This window comes from Corynebacterium canis, from assembly GCF_030408595.1.
GTDB lineage: Bacteria > Actinomycetota > Actinomycetes > Mycobacteriales > Mycobacteriaceae > Corynebacterium > Corynebacterium canis.
This window is the reverse complement of record NZ_CP047080.1, coordinates 1,342,741-1,358,259: the sequence shown is the minus strand read 5'-3', so window position 1 is coordinate 1,358,259 and position 15,519 is coordinate 1,342,741. Positions and strand designations below refer to the sequence as shown.

Sequence of the window (15,519 nt, the reverse complement as noted above, 5' to 3'; positions counted from 1 at the left end):
GGGAATCCTCTCTCACTACACGGATTTAGCCAGTGTATCACCCCCGGTGAAGACGCAACAGATCGCGCACCTGTGCGCCCGCACCCGTTACCCCTTCCCGGATGGCCTGATCCAATTGGGCATCGCTCAACCCGGCCCGCGCCTCCGCCGAATACCGCGAAATGGCCCACCATTGCTCCCCGTTACGCACCCCGCAAATCGCCGGCCGCCCGCTGCTGTTTAGGTGGTTGCAATAGTGCAACACACTCGCCGGATCCCCGTCCGGAACCACCGCGGAAACCTGCACGGAAAAGGTTTCCCCCACCTGAATATCCACGGGCGTACCGTCCATGGCCAGGCACAATGCCCCGGTCTCCTCGTCCTGAGGCAATTCAGAAACCCCGCGCTGCGCAAACCAATCCGCCACCCTGCCATAGGTGACCTCCGGCGCATCGGCCTCCCATTCCAGGCCCCGATCCACGGCGTGCTCGCCCAAACCGCGCAGAAACGCCGGTATCCCTCGCCCGAGCGTATCGACGGCCGCGCGGGCCTGCCCCTCCGTCATCTCCCCCGCCGCCGGGAAATACCAGTGGCCAAACACACGATCGGATTGGACGTAGATCACGGGGGCGCAATGCTGCGCGTGGAAACCGCTCGCCTGCGCCAGCGCACGGATCTGCTCCGACTCGGTGAGCCGCCCCTCCCATTGGTACTCGAACTTGCCCTGGGCGAATGTCAGCGGCAAACCGGACTCTTCTAGCGCGCGTTGCAGAAACACATCAGTCATCGTTCCTACGCTACCGGTAGAGCTGATTCAATCGCCCACGATGATAAACCAAGGGTTCTTTATCCAGGTCACGGCCGCAATCCTCCACTTCGATGGTGATAATCCGATGGTCGCCGCCGTCGTGCGCGTGCCGCACGATGCCGGTAAACCAGGCAGCCGCGGCGTCGATAAGCGCAAGGTTAAACATGCCGCGGCGAATATCCACCTGGGCAAACCTGTCCACGCCGTGACGTCCGAACTGAATTGCTATTTCGAGCTGGTCGCGGGCCAATACCGAAACCCCCACGGGGCTGCCCGGGGACAGGTGCGGAATGCTTTGCGAGCGGTTATCAATGCACACCATAACCATCGCAGGTTCGAGCGATAATGAGGCGAACGAGCTCACCGTCAAACCCAAGTCCTCACCGCGGACACGGGTGGTGACCACCGTCACGCCGGAAGGGAAAGAACCCACGCTATCGCGTAATTGATCGCCGCTCACCGTCATAACTCACACACACCCCAATTCGCCCACGGGCAGCCCTGACAGATTCTAGTCCAGATCAAGCTGGAATGCGGTGGCCTTGATGGAATCCGCGATGTCCGCCATCAGCGCGTCTGGGACCTCGGAATCCACGCGCAGGATCAGCGTGGCGCCGGTGCCCTCGGAATCCTGAGACAGGGCGGCGGCCACGATATTGATGTCCGCCTGGCCCAGCCGCGTACCCACCTTGCCGAGGGCACCCGGGGCGTCCTCGTATTGCAGGAACAGGTTGCGGCCTTCCGCACGCATGTCCAAACCGCGGCCGTTGATACGAACAATCTTGTCCACGCGATCCAGGCCGGTCAACGCGCCCACCACGCTGGCGGTGGCGCCGTCGCCGGAGATCACCTTGACCTCCACCACGGAACGGTGGCTTACGGATTGCGGCGCCGTGGAGGTCTTGACGGTCACGCCGCGTTCCTCCGCGATGCGGGGCGCGTTCACAAAGGTCACGGTCTCATCCAATACGGCGGAGAACAGGCCACGCATGGCGGACAGGCCCAAGGCGCTGACGTCCTCGGTGGAAAGCTCGCCGCGGGCCTCCACCTCGATGGATACCGGGAACCCGTCGAGCAAATGCCCGGCAACCAGGCCGAGTTTGCGCACCAGTTCCAACCACAGGGCGACCTCTTCGCCGATATTGCCGCCGGAAACATTGACGGCATCGGCCACGAATTCGCCGGCCAGCGCCTTCAGCACGGAATCGGCGACATCGGTGCCCGCACGATCCTGGGCCTCCACGGTGGAAGCGCCGAGGTGCGGGGTGACCACCACTTCGGGGCGGCCAAACAACGGGGAATCGGTGCACGGCTCGGAGGCATACACGTCAAACCCGGCACCACGGATCCGGCCGGCGTCGATGGCATCGGCGAGGGCCTGCTCGTCGACCAAGCCGCCACGCGCGGCGTTGATAATAATCTGCCCCGGCTTGGACTTTGCCAGCAGCTCGGCATTGAACATGCCGGCGGTTTCCTTGGTCTTGGGCAGGTGGATGGACACGAAATCCGCGCGGCTCATCAACTCTTCCAAGCTCACAAGCTCCACGCCCAGCTGCGCGGCGAGCGCCGGGTTCGCGTACGGGTCATAGGCCAGGATGGTGGTTTCAAAAGCGGCCAACCGCTGTGCGAACAGCTGTCCGATGTGGCCGAAGCCGACGATGCCGATGGTCTTGCCATAAATCTCAACACCACTGAATGAGGAGCGCTTCCACTGCCCCTCCCGCAGCGTCTGATCGGCGGCGGGGATTTGGCGTGCGGTGGCCAGCAGCAAGGAAATAGCGTGCTCGCAAGCGGAATGAATGTTCGAGGTGGGGGCGTTGGCAACCATCACGCCGCGGGCGGTGGCGGTGGCGATATCAACGTTGTCCAAGCCGACGCCTGCGCGCCCGACGATCTTGAGTTTCGGTGCCGCTTCAAGAACTTCGGCATCAACGGTAGTTGCAGATCGGACAAGGAGAGCGTCCGCATCTGCGACGGCGGCAAGCAATTCGGGGCGGTTGGGGCCATCAACCCACCGCACCTCCACGGAATCTCCGAGCGCATCAACGGTGGATTGCGCGAGCTTATCTGCAATGAGGACTACCGGAAGAGCGTTCTGGCTCACGGATCTGTGCTCCTTCAAGGAAGTGATGTCCGCTTGCCTGTTCGGCACGACCGCGTCGAACACGCAAGCAGGTCCACGCCGGCTCATTGGCGTGCGACTGGGAATAGTCTAAGGCTTCCGCAACATCGCACCACCAATCGGGGGTGCACAGAAAAGCCGGCAGCAAACGTTCAGCTAGTGGGCTTTCGCGAACGCATCGGGGCCTTCCTCCCCGCCCGCAAGGTCCGACTCGTCCACATCGCGCACGGCTTCCGCGCCCATGGCTTCCTCGACCATGGCCAGCAGGCGCTGCCGCCGATCCGTCAGAAACTCGGTGGCACGCGCCTGATGCAGCAGCTCGGGGTCCAAGAGATGGGAAGCGATCAGCGCATCAAACTCCGCATCCTCCATAAGCGATTTGTTCTGCACGCGGCCCAGGTAACGCGCCGGGGAGGCATCGCTTAAGATCACCTCGGTGCGGCGGCTCATCGGCGTGTGGTTCAGCACGCTATTGGCCAGCAGCGGGTCCACGTCCCAGCCCTGCGGGAAGATGCGGCTAAAGCTTACGGCCAATTCTTCGAAACTCTGACGGTCGAACAAACGTCCGGTGCGCCAGTCGCGGGCACCGCGGGCCATGATCAACGCCCAGATCCCGCGATACAACCCGGAATCCGGCGCCGCGCTGAGCAAACGCGATTCCATAAACACAGCCTTTTGCACCGTCGCGGGCACCGGGGCGTTCGGGTCACGCACCCACGCCACCACCTGGTCCACATCGCGGGCGGCGCGCACCTCCACCGCAGGGGAACCGTACAGCTCGCCGAACACCCCGGACCAGAACCACTGGTTCAGGCGATCCAAGGATTGCTCGTGCTGGCCATCGGATTCCTGCAACAACGCCAGGATCACGGCCAGCGGAATGATCTGCGAGGTGTACGGCACCAGATCCTTGGAAAACACGCAGCGCTGGTACAAAAACTCGGCGGCGGCCTCAAAGCCAGCAAGGATGGCCGCGGCGGCCGGAACGTAGGCATCCAGATCCAAATCCAGGATATCCTCGCGCTGGCCGTGCGCCTGCCCGCGGTGGTGCGTGACCAGCAGCGCCACGGCCGTTAAAAATTCCGTCGGGCCGATCTCATCGAGCACCGAATGCTGGCGCAACGCCTGCTGGATTTCGGCCCAATGTTCGCTGAGCTTAAAGTTCGGATCCTGCGTCCCAAACACGGCGGTAAGCAATTCGAACACATCCATTTGCGCGCCGGCGGAATTCGCCTTGGCAAAGATAGAGCCCACACCGCCGCGCGCGGTCTCCCGGTCCAGGCGGATCACGGGCACCGAGTAACCGCTCAGCGGCTTCATCACACGGTTATAAAAGCGTTTCACCGTCTCCCGGTCGCCCCCGGGAACATCCACGAGATCGAACAACATATCGGTGCCCTCGCTAAAGAGCAGCACCGAGACCGGCACCACGCCCGCCGCGATGGCCGAAGCGTGGTCATAAATACCGTCCGGGATATTCGGGCCAAAGTGCGAACGGACCTTACCGGTCTCGTCTACGGAAAAGACGGCCTCGTCAGGCATAATGTCGGCGCTGACGGCACGCGCGACGTCGACAAAAAACTTACGGCGAATGCGCTTATTGCGGGGGTCCTTCGTGCGCACCTCGCCATCGCCGCACAACGATTGGTACAGCGTGGTCAGGCGTTGCTGCCCATCCAGCAACAACAACCCCGGGTCCACTCCCCTATCTGGGGCACCTCCCAACGGTCGGGGGCGGAAGCGCATCGGCTCGTTTCGGGTATCCAACGCCATGAAACAGCCCACCGGGTACCCGCGTAACACCGTCACAAGAAGCGAACGAATCTGATCCACGTCCCAGGAATAATCCCGCTGGAAATCGGGAAGTTGCAGGTCACCGCGATCGATTCGGCCAAAGAGATCAAGCAAATCATAGCTTGGGGTGCTAAACGACATACCCAGAGCCTACCCGCTAGTGATGGATAACCTCATGCCCCTGATGCGCCTCCGACTCCAACTGTATCGTCGAATGCCCTACACCAAACTTGCCCAGCGTTTCCGTTGCCGCATCCAGCAGGGCGCACTGCTCCTCCGCCGCAACGCCAGTAACGATATGGCACGTCACCAGCACGTCTTCCCCGGTGACGCTCCACACGTGCAGATCGTGCACGTCCACCACCCCGTCCAACGCCTCCAACTCTTGCACAAGTTTGTTCGGATCGACGCCCGCCGGGACGCCCTCCAGCAGCACATTAAGCGCCGCGCGGAACAGCTTCCAGGCCCGCGGCACAATAATCAACGCAATAAATACAGAGGCGATGGTGTCCGCCGCGGTAAAACCTGTGTATTTGATCACCAGGCCGGCGATAATGACGGCGACGGAGCCAAGCATATCCATAAGCACGTGCAGGTACGCGCCGCGCAGATTCATATTATCGTGGCTGCGGCGCACCAGCACCAGCGCCGAAACGCCGTTGACCACCAAGCCGATCACGGCGACTACCAGCATCAATCCGGTTTCCACGGGTTCCTGGTGGCCGAGGCGCAGCACCGCTTCCACGCCGATCCAAACCGCGATCACGCCGACCGTCCCCGCGTTCAACGCCGCCGCCAAAACCTCCGCGCGGCGGTAACCATAGGTTGCGCGTTTCGACGCCCCGCGCTGGCCGACCAACAGCGCCACCAGCGCCACCACCAACCCGGCGGAATCAGAAAACATGTGGGCCGCATCTGCGAGCAAAGCCAAGGAACCCGAAACGATACCGGCGATCAGCTCCGCAAAGAACACGACGCCCGTCAGGGCGATCACCGCGACCAGCGCTTTCAGCGAACTCGGTGCGTGCGAATGCCCGAGCGCGCCGTGGTGGTGGTCGTGGTCGTGGTCGTGGTGGTCGTGGCTGTGGTCGTCGTGGTTGTGGTGGTCGTGAGCGTGGTCGTGATGGTGCGTGGTCGACATGCTTGGCACACTATCCTAGATTTTCATTAGTGTAAAGTTATTGAAAATGGAACTTGTTTGCAAAGGCTATGCTAACACGGGCGGGAATATCCCTTAGGCTGCATTGTTATACTGGATAGCAAGGTAATTGACGCGTCAACTAAAACGCGGATGCCACGAAAGGAACACCATGCAATTCGGCGTTTTTACAATCGGTGACGTCACCCAAGATCCAACCACCGGGCGCACCCCCACCGAAGGGGAACGCATCCAGGCCATGACGCAGATCGCACTCAAGGCCGAAGAGGTTGGTCTGGACGTATTTGCCACGGGCGAGCACCACAATCCCCCCTTTGTCCCGTCCTCCCCCACCACGCACCTCGCCTTTATTGCGGCGCAGACCGAACGGCTGATCCTATCCACCGCAACCACGCTGATCACCACCAACGACCCCGTGAAAATCGCCGAGGATTACGCCTTCCTCCAGCACCTTTCCAATGGCAGGGTCGATCTAATGATGGGCCGCGGCAATACCGGCCCAGTGTATCCGTGGTTCGGCAAGGATATCCGCCAAGGCATCCCACTGGCGGTGGAAAACTATCACCTGCTGCGTCGGCTTTGGCGGGAACCCGTGGTGAATTGGGAAGGCAAATTCCGCACCCCGCTGCAAGGCTATACCTCCACGCCCGCCCCGCTCGATGGCGTGGCACCGTTTGTCTGGCACGGTTCCATTCGATCGCCGGAGATCGCGGAACAGGCGGCATTTTACGGTGACGGCTTCTTCCACAACAATATTTTCTGGAATAAGGAGCACACCGCCCGCATGGTAAATCTATACCGCAGCCGCTTCGAACACTATGGCCATGGCCACGCGGATCAGGCGATCGTAGGCCTGGGTGGGCAGGTGTTTATCGCCGATTCGGAAGCGGAGGCGAAAAAGACGTTCCGCCCGTACTTCGACAATGCCCCGGTGTATGGCCACGGGCCGTCGTTGGAGGAGTTTTCCCGGGTCACCCCGCTGACCGTGGGCACCGCCGAACAGGTGATCAATCGCACATTGGAGTTTGCCGATTGGGTCGGCGACTACCAGCGCCAACTCTTCCTTATCGACCACGCCGGCCTCCCCACAGAACTCGTACTCGACCAAATCGAGCGCCTCGGCCGCGACGTAGTCCCAGAGCTGCGCCGACGTTTCGAGCAACGCCGCCCCGATCACGTCCCCAGCGAGCCGCCCTCGCACGCCTTTCTCCTAGCACACCCCGAACACCCGCACCACAAGGTAAAGCCCAATGCATAATCTCGTTGTTATCAGCGCCGGCCTATCCAATCCCTCATCAACGCGCAACCTCAGCGATCAGCTTTCCAACGCGACCGCCACGGCAATCACCGCACGCGGCGAATCCGTCCACGTGGAGACCATTGAGCTGCGCGACCTCGCCGTCGATATGGCACAGGCCATGGTTTCCGCAGGAGGCGTGACGACGCCCGCGCTTTCCAAAGCTCAGCACGCAATCACCAACGCCGATGGGATCATTGCCGTCACCCCCGTTTTCACCGCAAGCTATTCGGGTCTATTCAAAATGTTCTTCGATCTGCTGGATACCCGCGCGCTGGACGGTACCCCTACCCTTATCGCCGCAACGGCCGGAACCGCTCGGCATTCCCTAGTCCTCGACCACGCGATTCGCCCCTTACTCGGATACCTTCGCGCGGCCATGGTCTCTACCGGCGTATTCGCCGCCACGGAAGATTTCGGCGGCGCCAAGGCCGCGGAACTCACGCACCGCATCCAACGCGGTGCCCAGGAACTGGCCACCCTGATGCTCGCAAAAAACGCGACCGTTGCAGGTCTAACTCAAGGCGCACCCGCGACCGAGCACAGCGATAATCCGATCGCCGACCTCACCCCATTCGAGGAACTTCTGCGAAACCATGAGGGTTAACCACACACGAAGCCGCCGATTCACCCGGCCAAGCAGCATCATTAAAACGATTGCCTAACAATGATGATCTAGCCGAGCGAAACCCGCATTCCCTGGCCGTGCGGTTGGAGCTCGGCTTTTCTACTGCGCATCGTTGCACAAATACGAAAAGTGCTACAGCCCGCCTTTCCATTGCCGCTAATCCGTTTACCTGCACGAAAAAGGTGACGCGTCTTAACAAATCAATTGATCGATAGAAAACAGTGCACCATAGGCGGAATTCTGACCCCAACGAAGCACGCAGCAGCCATGCACCGTTGTGAGAAGTGTCGCATGTAACACGAACACATTCAGCCATAGAGCACATATCACCATTGCTATCCAAAATGTTCAACAAAATTGCCTTGCGAAATGCCCGAGCTTTCGCGCAGATCCACCGTTCGCGCCGCCTTTTCAATCTGTACTGACACAAACTTGCTCCCCGCACGCAAACATCTGACCACTAAATTCTTCTACAAAAGCTTATGCACCAATAGATACTCATGCTACGATAAAGAACAACATCCACAAACGCTGTGACACAAGTCTCAAGTGTAATTTTTTAATACTTTCCGACAGTCAGTGAGGTGATCGAAACGAAAAGGTACGCCCGTCAGATGCGAAAATCTTCCGACCCGCACATCTTTTAACGTTTACGGTCCCAACAAATGACCATTCGCAGCGCCGAGCACAACAACCCATCGCGCTCGACCTGCAGCGATAACTACATATCCCCCATCAATCCCCATCTCGCAAACACTGAGATGCGGGATAAAAAGCGATACCCAAACGGTATCAAGATTCCATCTAATTTGGAATCGCTAAGAACACCACCTCGAGAGCTAGAGAGCAACCATTGAACGACGCTTCTCCGTCTTATTGGCAGGACAAGTATGCACGCATCAAATGAAAAAGTGAACTTTCACAAATACGTAATCTACCAGATATACCCAAAATCCTTTTGCGATACTAAAGGTGACGGGCTCGGCGATTTACAAGGCATTATCGAAAAGATTCCGTATATCGCTTCGCTCGGCGTAGACATGGTGTGGTTCAACCCGTTTTTCGTTTCGCCTCAACGCGACAATGGCTACGACATCGCAGATTACTACGCCATCCAGCCAGCCTTTGGCACCCTAGAAGAATTCGATGAGATGGTCGCGAAACTTGGGGAGCACGGTATCGGCGTCATGCTCGATATGGTGCTCAACCATACCTCGACCGCCCACGAATGGTTTCAAAAAGCCCTGGCCGGGGACGAAGAATACCGTGACTACTACATCATTCGCCCTGGCTTAGCCGACGGCTCTCCCCCAACCAACTGGGATTCGAAGTTCGGCGGTAGCGCGTGGGAGCCATTCGGCGACACGGGAGACTACTATCTCCACCTCTTCGATGTCACCCAAGCAGACCTCAACTGGCGCAACCCCGAAGTTCGCACCGAAATGGCCAATATCGTGAACTTTTGGAGGGACCGCGGCGTCCACGGTTTCCGCTTCGATGTGATCAACCTCATTGGCAAAGAAGCCGAGCTAAAATCCTCCGCCCCTGGGGAAGACCCGCGCTATATGTACACGGACGGCACAGACGTCGATCGTTACCTCCAAGAACTAGCTGCGGCAAGTTTTGGCAAAGACCCGCTCAGCGTCACCGTCGGTGAAATGTCGTCGACAACCATCGAGCGCTGCGTTGGTTATTCCAATCCGGACAACCATGAGCTCAACATGGTCTTTAACTTTCACCACCTCAAGGTTGATTACCTGAACGGTAAAAAGTGGACCAATATTCGCTTTCAACCCCGCGATCTCAAAGAAGTGCTAAACAAATGGGCGCTCGGAATGCAAGAGGGCAATGGTTGGAACGCGCTATTCCTTAACAACCATGATCAGCCGCGCGCGATTAATCGTTTCGGAGATCCGGAACGCTATCACGTCGAATCCGCCACCATGCTTGCCCATATGATCCACCTGCTGCGTGGAACTCCATACATCTATATGGGCGAAGAGATCGGCATGACCGACCCGCTATACACCAGCATCAATGATTATGTCGATATCGAATCCACCAACGCTTACATCACGTTGCTGGAGGAAGGTCTTAACGCGGACGAAGCGTTTGCCATCGTCCACTCGAAATCCCGCGATAATGCCCGGACACCCATGCAATGGGACGATTCCAAACACGCCGGATTTACCAATGGCGTGCCCTGGTTGGCCCCCACAAATCAGGATCGTATCAATGTCGTAGCGGAAGAAGCATCCGGCCGCATCCTCCCCTACTACCGCAAACTCATTCAACTGCGGAAACAATATGCGGTGATCGCGGACGGTAGCTATGAGCCCTTCCAATTGGAGCACGAAAAGGTTTATGCCTTCTTCCGAAAACTCGAAGATGAAGAATTGCTCGTCATCGTTAACTTGAGCGGCGAACATACAGTTTTCGAAATTCCAGAACGCTTTGTTTCCGGAAATATCCTGATTGAGAATCACTCGACGGACTTAACCGGAAACATGCTACAACTCAATCCCTATCATGCCATCGCTATTCTTACTAAGGAGCAGCCTCAGTCATGAATCCTCCCAGAACGGTTGGTGTAGTTGCACCAATTTCCGGCAATATCATTGATATTGCTGATGTGCCGGATCCAGTGTTTGCTAAAAAGGCAGTTGGAGATGGTTTTGGCATTAGCGAACCGCCCAGCGGGGACGTCCTATCACCGGTGACGGGCACCGTCACCATGGTGGCAAAAACACTCCATGCTGTAGGTTTCAAAACGGAATCTGGCCTCCAATTCTTGGTCCACCTCGGCATTGACACCGTCGCACTCGAAGGAAAACCCTTTACCATTTCCGTAGCAAAGGGCGACAAAGTCGAAGCTGGCCAAGTCATTGGCACCATGGATACCGACGCCATTATCGCGGCAGGTAAAAGCACAACCACCGTCGTAGCCGTAACAAACACCAAGAAAAAGCTCGAGGAGATCACGGTTACCTACGGGCAGGCGACGGCCGGTGACCAAGTTGCCACCGCTGTGGCAAAGGAGCCCACTGCACCGAAGCCGGCAGATGCAGCCTCGGAATCGAATCTTCCAGCTAAAACCGGGGAGACGGCGGTAGCCACAACCAGTTCCCGCCCACCCGAGCTCACGGGCTTCGACGCATTGGCGTGGGACATCATCGACAATATTGGCGGCAAAGAAAACGTCAAGAACTTTACGCATTGCATCACCCGCGTGCGGTTCTATCTCAAGGACGAATCCCTTGCCAAAGATGCGGTGGTGTCCAATCTCGACGGCGTGATCGATGTGGTCAAGGCCGGTGGCCAGTACCAGGTTGTTATCGGCCCTGCGGTGGAAGACGTTTACAACGCAATCGTCGGGCAAATGGGCGACGTCGCAACTGGTGCCGCCGATGTGGTCGACGAGCCGCGCCCGACCACGCTTGTGGGGTGGGCGAAATACGGTTTCAGCTCGCTGATCGGGGTGATCACCGGGTCGATGATCCCGATCATTGGCCTGCTCGCCGCCTCCGGCATTATCAAGGGTATCTTGTCGCTGCTCCTAACTTTTGAGGTGATCGACAGAGAATCGAATACCTTTATGGTCATCGACGCAATGAGCGACTCGGTGTTCTTCTTCCTCCCGATCTTCGTGGGCTTTACAGCCGCGAAACGCCTAGGATCGGACCCGATTATCGTCGCCATTATCGGCGGTGTGCTCACGTATCCTTCGATCGTCGCGTACGTCAAGGACGAGGCCGACAAGGTGCTTACCGGCGAATCGACCCATAGCGCGATCTTGGGCATGCCACTTAACGCCGATTTCTTTGGCCTGCCCTACCATTTGGCAAACTACAGCTATTCGATCTTCCCGATCATCGTTGCTGCTTGGCTCGCATCCGTGGTCGAACCGTGGCTGAAGAAGGTCATCCCCGCGACGATTCGCATGATTTTCATGCCGCTGATCGAGGTAGTGATCGTGTCCGTGGTGATCCTGCTGGTGCTGGGCCCGATCGTGATGTTTATCTCCACAGGCATCGCAAACGTTATCCAGGGCCTGTACAACCTGTCTCCGACCATTTCGGGCCTGCTGATCGGCGGTTTCTACCAGTCGCTGGTGATCTTCGGCTTGCACTGGGCCGTTATTCCACTGGTGGCGCAAGATATCGCCAGCAACGGCAATTCGTACCTCAATGCGATTATTTCCGCGACGATGGTTGCCCAAGGTGGCGCGGTGCTGGCCGTGTTTATCAAGTCCAAGGTCCTCAAGATCAAGGAATTGTCAGGTTCGGCGGCCCTCGCGGCATTCTGCGGCATTACCGAACCCGCGATGTACGGTATCAACCTCAAGTACGGCCGAGTGTTTATCATGGCCTCGATCGGCGGCGCTGCCGGCGGCCTGTTAACCGGGCTTTTCAACGTGAATATGTGGGGCTTCACCGGATCGCTGATCGGGTTTACCTCATTTGTGAATCCGGAAGGTCTCGACTTCAGCTTCTGGGGCTTCTGGATCGCCTCCGCCACCGCCATTGTGGTTTCGTTCACGCTCACATACCTGTTCGGCTTCACCGATGCTGATGTGGAGGGCGGCCGCGAGGTAAAGAAGGTTCGCCTAGGACGCCGCGAACCTGTGCACAAGTAGGCAAAGCGCACCGTCACTTACTAGCGCAACGCCAAAGCCCCTGTCGGATAAATCTCACGACGGGGGCTTTCGTGATAGCGAGCTTAGGCGGTGGCGTCCAGTGGGTTCTTTACCCACGACATCAAGTCGCGCAACTTGGCACCGGCGGATTCGATCGGGTGTGCGGCGATCTCCGCGCGCAGCCCTTCGAGCTCCTTATTGCCCTCCCAAATAAGGTCGACGATCAGCTTCATCTCGTGCAACGCCTCAAAGTAGGCAAGCATCTAACACGTAACCGACCTCAGGGCCGTTTTGCGCTCCTGCGGAAACACCGTCCCGACCACCCCGGCGTGTCGACTCTGCCTGACCAGGGTTTCATGGGCTGGCGCCCGCAGCAAAAAGACCCCAACGACCAAGCCCAATCGCTGGAATCTGAGTGCACCCCAGGCGCGAAACCCTAGACTTCCAGATCCCGAATTTCTCGCGCATAGTTTGAAGTATTTCGAACTATCACGCCCTGTCAAATCTGCCTCAGGCAGATCTAACACGGCGGTTTTGTGTTCCTGCGGAAACACCACCGCGCTGCGGTCGGCATGTCGAATCTGCCTGAGCGCGGCAAATCATCGGCTGGTTTCGGCCCCAAATCACCAGATCACCGATGGCGTTTGTGCAACCGTAGGTCCGCACGAGACCAAGCGCAGACCGACCCCGACACGGCCGTTCCACACATGAAAGGTCGAATTTTCCCGCACCATTGGCACCGCCACATCTGCCTCAGGCACATCTGACTGGCCGAGTTCGGCGTCCTGCGAAAACAGCGCCGCGCGGCGGTCGGCATGTCGAATCTGCCTGACCAAGGTTTCATGGGCTGGTGCCCGCAGCAAAAAGACCCCAACAACCAAGCCCAACCGCCGGAGTCTGGACGCACAGCGGGCGTGAAACCCTAAACTTCCAGATCCCGAATTTCTCGCGCATAGTTTGAACTTTTTCGAACTATAACACCCTGTCGGATCTGCCTCAGGCACATCTAACAGTGCCGTTTCGCGCTCCTGCAGAAACACCGTTCCGACCACCCCGGCGTGTCGAATCTGCCTGAGCGCGGAAAATCATCGGCTGGTTTCGGCGCCCAAATCACCAGATCACCGATGGTGTTTGTGCAACCGTAGATCCGCACGAGGCCAAGCACAGGCCGATCCCGACACGGCCGTTCCACACACGAAAGGTCAAATGTTCCCGCACCATTGGCACCGCCACATCTGCCTCAGGCAGATCTAACACGGCCATTTCGCGCTCCTGCGGAAACATCGTCCCGAGCACCCCGGCATGTCGAATCTGCCTGAGCGCGGAAAGCCATTGGCTGATTTCGGCCCCCAAGTCACCCCAGCGGCAGTAGGTTATGTGCCATCGCCCCGCCCGCCGATGGGTTGTGTACAACCCCTGACCTGGGCTCGTCTTTCTATTCTTCATTGAGCACTCCAACGAAGAAATCTAGGACGAATCTGACCCGAAAACCCCGCAGCTCGTCTTTCCATTCTTCGTTAAGCACCCCAATGAAGAAATTCAGGACGATCGCAGGTCAACGCTCGTTCGCAACCTATCCGGAGCTGCATACAATCTATCGGCGGAAGCTGCCGGGGAGCATTCCCGGGCAATAAGGTCCGAATTTTCCCGAACCAACCTCTTGAGCTGGCCCTGCCCCTAGGCCTCCGCAACCCGAAACCACGCAAAGAACAGATACGTTTACAATCATCTCCCAGTGCTGGATCTGCCTCAGGCAGATCTGACACGGCCGTTTTGCCCACCTGCGGAAACGCCCCTCCGAGCGTCCCGACATGTCGAATCTGCCTGACCAGGGGTTTTATGGGCCGCCATCGGCAGCAAAATCACAACAAGGAAGCCCAACGCGTCCGCAGCAAACCACCACAACGATGAAGCCCAACACACCCGCAACGCACAGCCCTACTAAAACTGTGCAACCCTGGCGCAACGCCAAAGCCCCTGTCGTGGGAGTTACCCGACAGGGGCTTTCGTGATAGCTAGCTTAGGCGGTGGCGTCCAGCGGGTTCTTTACCCAGGACATCAGGTCGCGCAGCTTGGCACCGGTGGATTCGATCGGATGTGCGGCGATCTCTGCGCGCAGCCCTTCGAGCTCCTTGTTGCCGCCCTCGACGTTGGCCAGCAGTCGCTTGACAAAGCTGCCGTCTTGGATATCGGCGAGGACCTTTTCCATGCGTTGCTTGGTGCCCGCGTCGATGACCTGCGGGCCAGCGATATAGCCGCCGAATTCGGCGGTGTCGGACACCGAGTAGTTCATGTTGCCGATGCCGCCTTCCCAGATGAGGTCGACGATCAGCTTCATCTCGTGCAGCACCTCAAAGTAGGCCAGCTCGGGCGCGTAACCGGCCTCGGTGAGCACCTCAAAACCGGTCATGATCAGGTATTCGAGGCCACCACACAGTACGGCCTGCTCACCGAACAGGTCGGTCTCGGTCTCTTCCTTGAAGGTGGTGGGGATAACACCGGCGCGCGCACCACCGATAGCGGCGGCATAGGAAAGCGCCAGTTCCTTGCCGTTGCCCTTCGGGTCCTGGGCAACGGCGATGAGGCACGGCACACCCTTACCATCGACGAATTGTCGACGCACGATGTGGCCCGGGCCCTTCGGAGCTACCATGCCGACCGTAATATTGGCGTCCGGCTTGATCAGCTCGAAGTGGATGTTCAGGCCATGGCCGAAGAACAGTGCGTCGCCGTCCTTGAGGTTCGGGGCGATGTCCTCGGTGAAGATCTTTGCCTGGGAGGTATCGGGAGCGAGCAGCATGATGAGATCGGCCCATGCGGCGGCCTCGGCGTTGCTCTTGACTTCGAAGCCAGCCTCGCTTGCCTTCTCGGCAGACTTGGAGCCTTCGCGCAGGCCGATAACAACCTCAACGCCGGATTCGCGGAGGCACTGTGCGTGCGCGTGGCCCTGGGAACCATACCCAATGATGGCGACCTTGCGGCCCTGGATAATGGAAAGATCTGCGTCTGCGTCGTACAGCAGTTCAATAGCCATAAAGTATCGTTTACCTTTCGGGGCGTGGTGGCATTAACACCACCAACGGTATCACAATGTGG

10 protein-coding genes and 1 pseudogene are annotated in these 15,519 nt (G+C 58.6%); 4 read left to right on the top strand and 7 right to left on the bottom strand.

Features of this window, described 5'->3' with window-relative positions:
* Window positions 1-37: 37 nt before the first annotated feature.
* The 5 genes from CCANI_RS05945 to CCANI_RS05925 form a co-directional block, all read right to left on the bottom strand.
* Complete coding sequence (locus CCANI_RS05945; RefSeq protein ID WP_146323375.1) at window positions 38-766, bottom strand: hypothetical protein; 729 nt, start codon at window positions 764-766, stop codon at window positions 38-40.
* A 10-nt stretch (window positions 767-776) separates the two neighbouring features.
* A complete protein-coding gene (locus tag CCANI_RS05940) occupies window positions 777-1,253 on the bottom strand; it encodes a flavin reductase family protein (RefSeq protein WP_146323374.1) in 477 nt (158 codons plus the stop codon).
* A 45-nt stretch (window positions 1,254-1,298) separates the two neighbouring features.
* A complete protein-coding gene (serA, locus tag CCANI_RS05935; RefSeq protein ID WP_146323373.1) occupies window positions 1,299-2,891 on the bottom strand; it encodes a phosphoglycerate dehydrogenase in 1,593 nt (530 codons plus the stop codon).
* Window positions 2,892-3,065: 174 nt separating this feature from the next.
* Entirely contained in the window at window positions 3,066-4,844 is a 1,779-nt protein-coding gene (locus tag CCANI_RS05930; protein WP_146323372.1) for a GmrSD restriction endonuclease domain-containing protein, read from the bottom strand.
* Window positions 4,845-4,860: 16 nt separating this feature from the next.
* Window positions 4,861-5,844: a cation diffusion facilitator family transporter gene (locus tag CCANI_RS05925; RefSeq protein ID WP_146323371.1), complete on the bottom strand. Its 984-nt coding sequence runs from the start codon at window positions 5,842-5,844 to the stop codon at window positions 4,861-4,863.
* A 169-nt stretch (window positions 5,845-6,013) separates the two neighbouring features.
* Between CCANI_RS05925 and CCANI_RS05920 the strand changes: the two genes are divergently transcribed.
* The 4 genes from CCANI_RS05920 (at window position 6,014) to CCANI_RS05905 (ending at window position 12,423) form a co-directional block, all read left to right on the top strand.
* Complete coding sequence (locus CCANI_RS05920) at window positions 6,014-7,120, top strand: LLM class flavin-dependent oxidoreductase (protein ID WP_146323370.1); 1,107 nt, start codon at window positions 6,014-6,016, stop codon at window positions 7,118-7,120.
* Window positions 7,113-7,766, top strand: a complete 654-nt coding sequence (locus tag CCANI_RS05915) for an FMN reductase (protein ID WP_146323369.1) — start codon at window positions 7,113-7,115, stop codon at window positions 7,764-7,766. The genes CCANI_RS05920 and CCANI_RS05915 overlap by 8 nt, the downstream gene beginning before the upstream one ends.
* Window positions 7,767-8,698: 932 nt before the next feature.
* Window positions 8,699-10,357: an alpha,alpha-phosphotrehalase gene (gene treC, locus CCANI_RS05910; RefSeq protein ID WP_290211545.1), complete on the top strand. Its 1,659-nt coding sequence runs from the start codon at window positions 8,699-8,701 to the stop codon at window positions 10,355-10,357.
* Window positions 10,354-12,423: a PTS sugar transporter subunit IIABC gene (locus CCANI_RS05905; protein WP_146323367.1), complete on the top strand. Its 2,070-nt coding sequence runs from the start codon at window positions 10,354-10,356 to the stop codon at window positions 12,421-12,423. The genes treC and CCANI_RS05905 overlap by 4 nt, the downstream gene beginning before the upstream one ends.
* An 83-nt stretch (window positions 12,424-12,506) precedes the next feature.
* Here the strand turns inward: CCANI_RS05905 and CCANI_RS05900 are convergent.
* Together CCANI_RS05900 and ilvC are read right to left on the bottom strand one after the other, a co-directional pair.
* Window positions 12,507-12,683 (bottom strand): annotated as a pseudogene (locus tag CCANI_RS05900) (ketol-acid reductoisomerase); the annotation flags it as partial.
* A 1,760-nt stretch (window positions 12,684-14,443) separates the two neighbouring features.
* Window positions 14,444-15,457 (bottom strand): ketol-acid reductoisomerase, encoded by a 1,014-nt coding sequence (gene ilvC / locus CCANI_RS05895; protein ID WP_146323366.1) that lies wholly within the window; start codon window positions 15,455-15,457, stop codon window positions 14,444-14,446.
* Window positions 15,458-15,519: the final 62 nt, after the last annotated feature.

What these genes read in the sequence shown, in the direction of transcription:
- CCANI_RS05940 (WP_146323374.1), bottom strand. Translation starts at nt 1,253, where the DNA reads ATGACGGTGAGCGGCGATCAATTACGCGATAGCGTGGGTTCTTTCCCT.
- CCANI_RS05915 (WP_146323369.1), top strand. Translation starts at nt 7,113, where the DNA reads ATGCATAATCTCGTTGTTATCAGCGCCGGCCTATCCAATCCCTCATCA.
- CCANI_RS05925 (WP_146323371.1), bottom strand. Translation starts at nt 5,844, where the DNA reads ATGTCGACCACGCACCATCACGACCACGCTCACGACCACCACAACCAC.
- CCANI_RS05930 (WP_146323372.1), bottom strand. Translation starts at nt 4,844, where the DNA reads ATGTCGTTTAGCACCCCAAGCTATGATTTGCTTGATCTCTTTGGCCGA.
- ilvC (WP_146323366.1), bottom strand. Translation starts at nt 15,457, where the DNA reads ATGGCTATTGAACTGCTGTACGACGCAGACGCAGATCTTTCCATTATC.
- CCANI_RS05905 (WP_146323367.1), top strand. Translation starts at nt 10,354, where the DNA reads ATGAATCCTCCCAGAACGGTTGGTGTAGTTGCACCAATTTCCGGCAAT.
- CCANI_RS05920 (WP_146323370.1), top strand. Translation starts at nt 6,014, where the DNA reads ATGCAATTCGGCGTTTTTACAATCGGTGACGTCACCCAAGATCCAACC.
- CCANI_RS05945 (WP_146323375.1), bottom strand. Translation starts at nt 766, where the DNA reads ATGACTGATGTGTTTCTGCAACGCGCGCTAGAAGAGTCCGGTTTGCCG.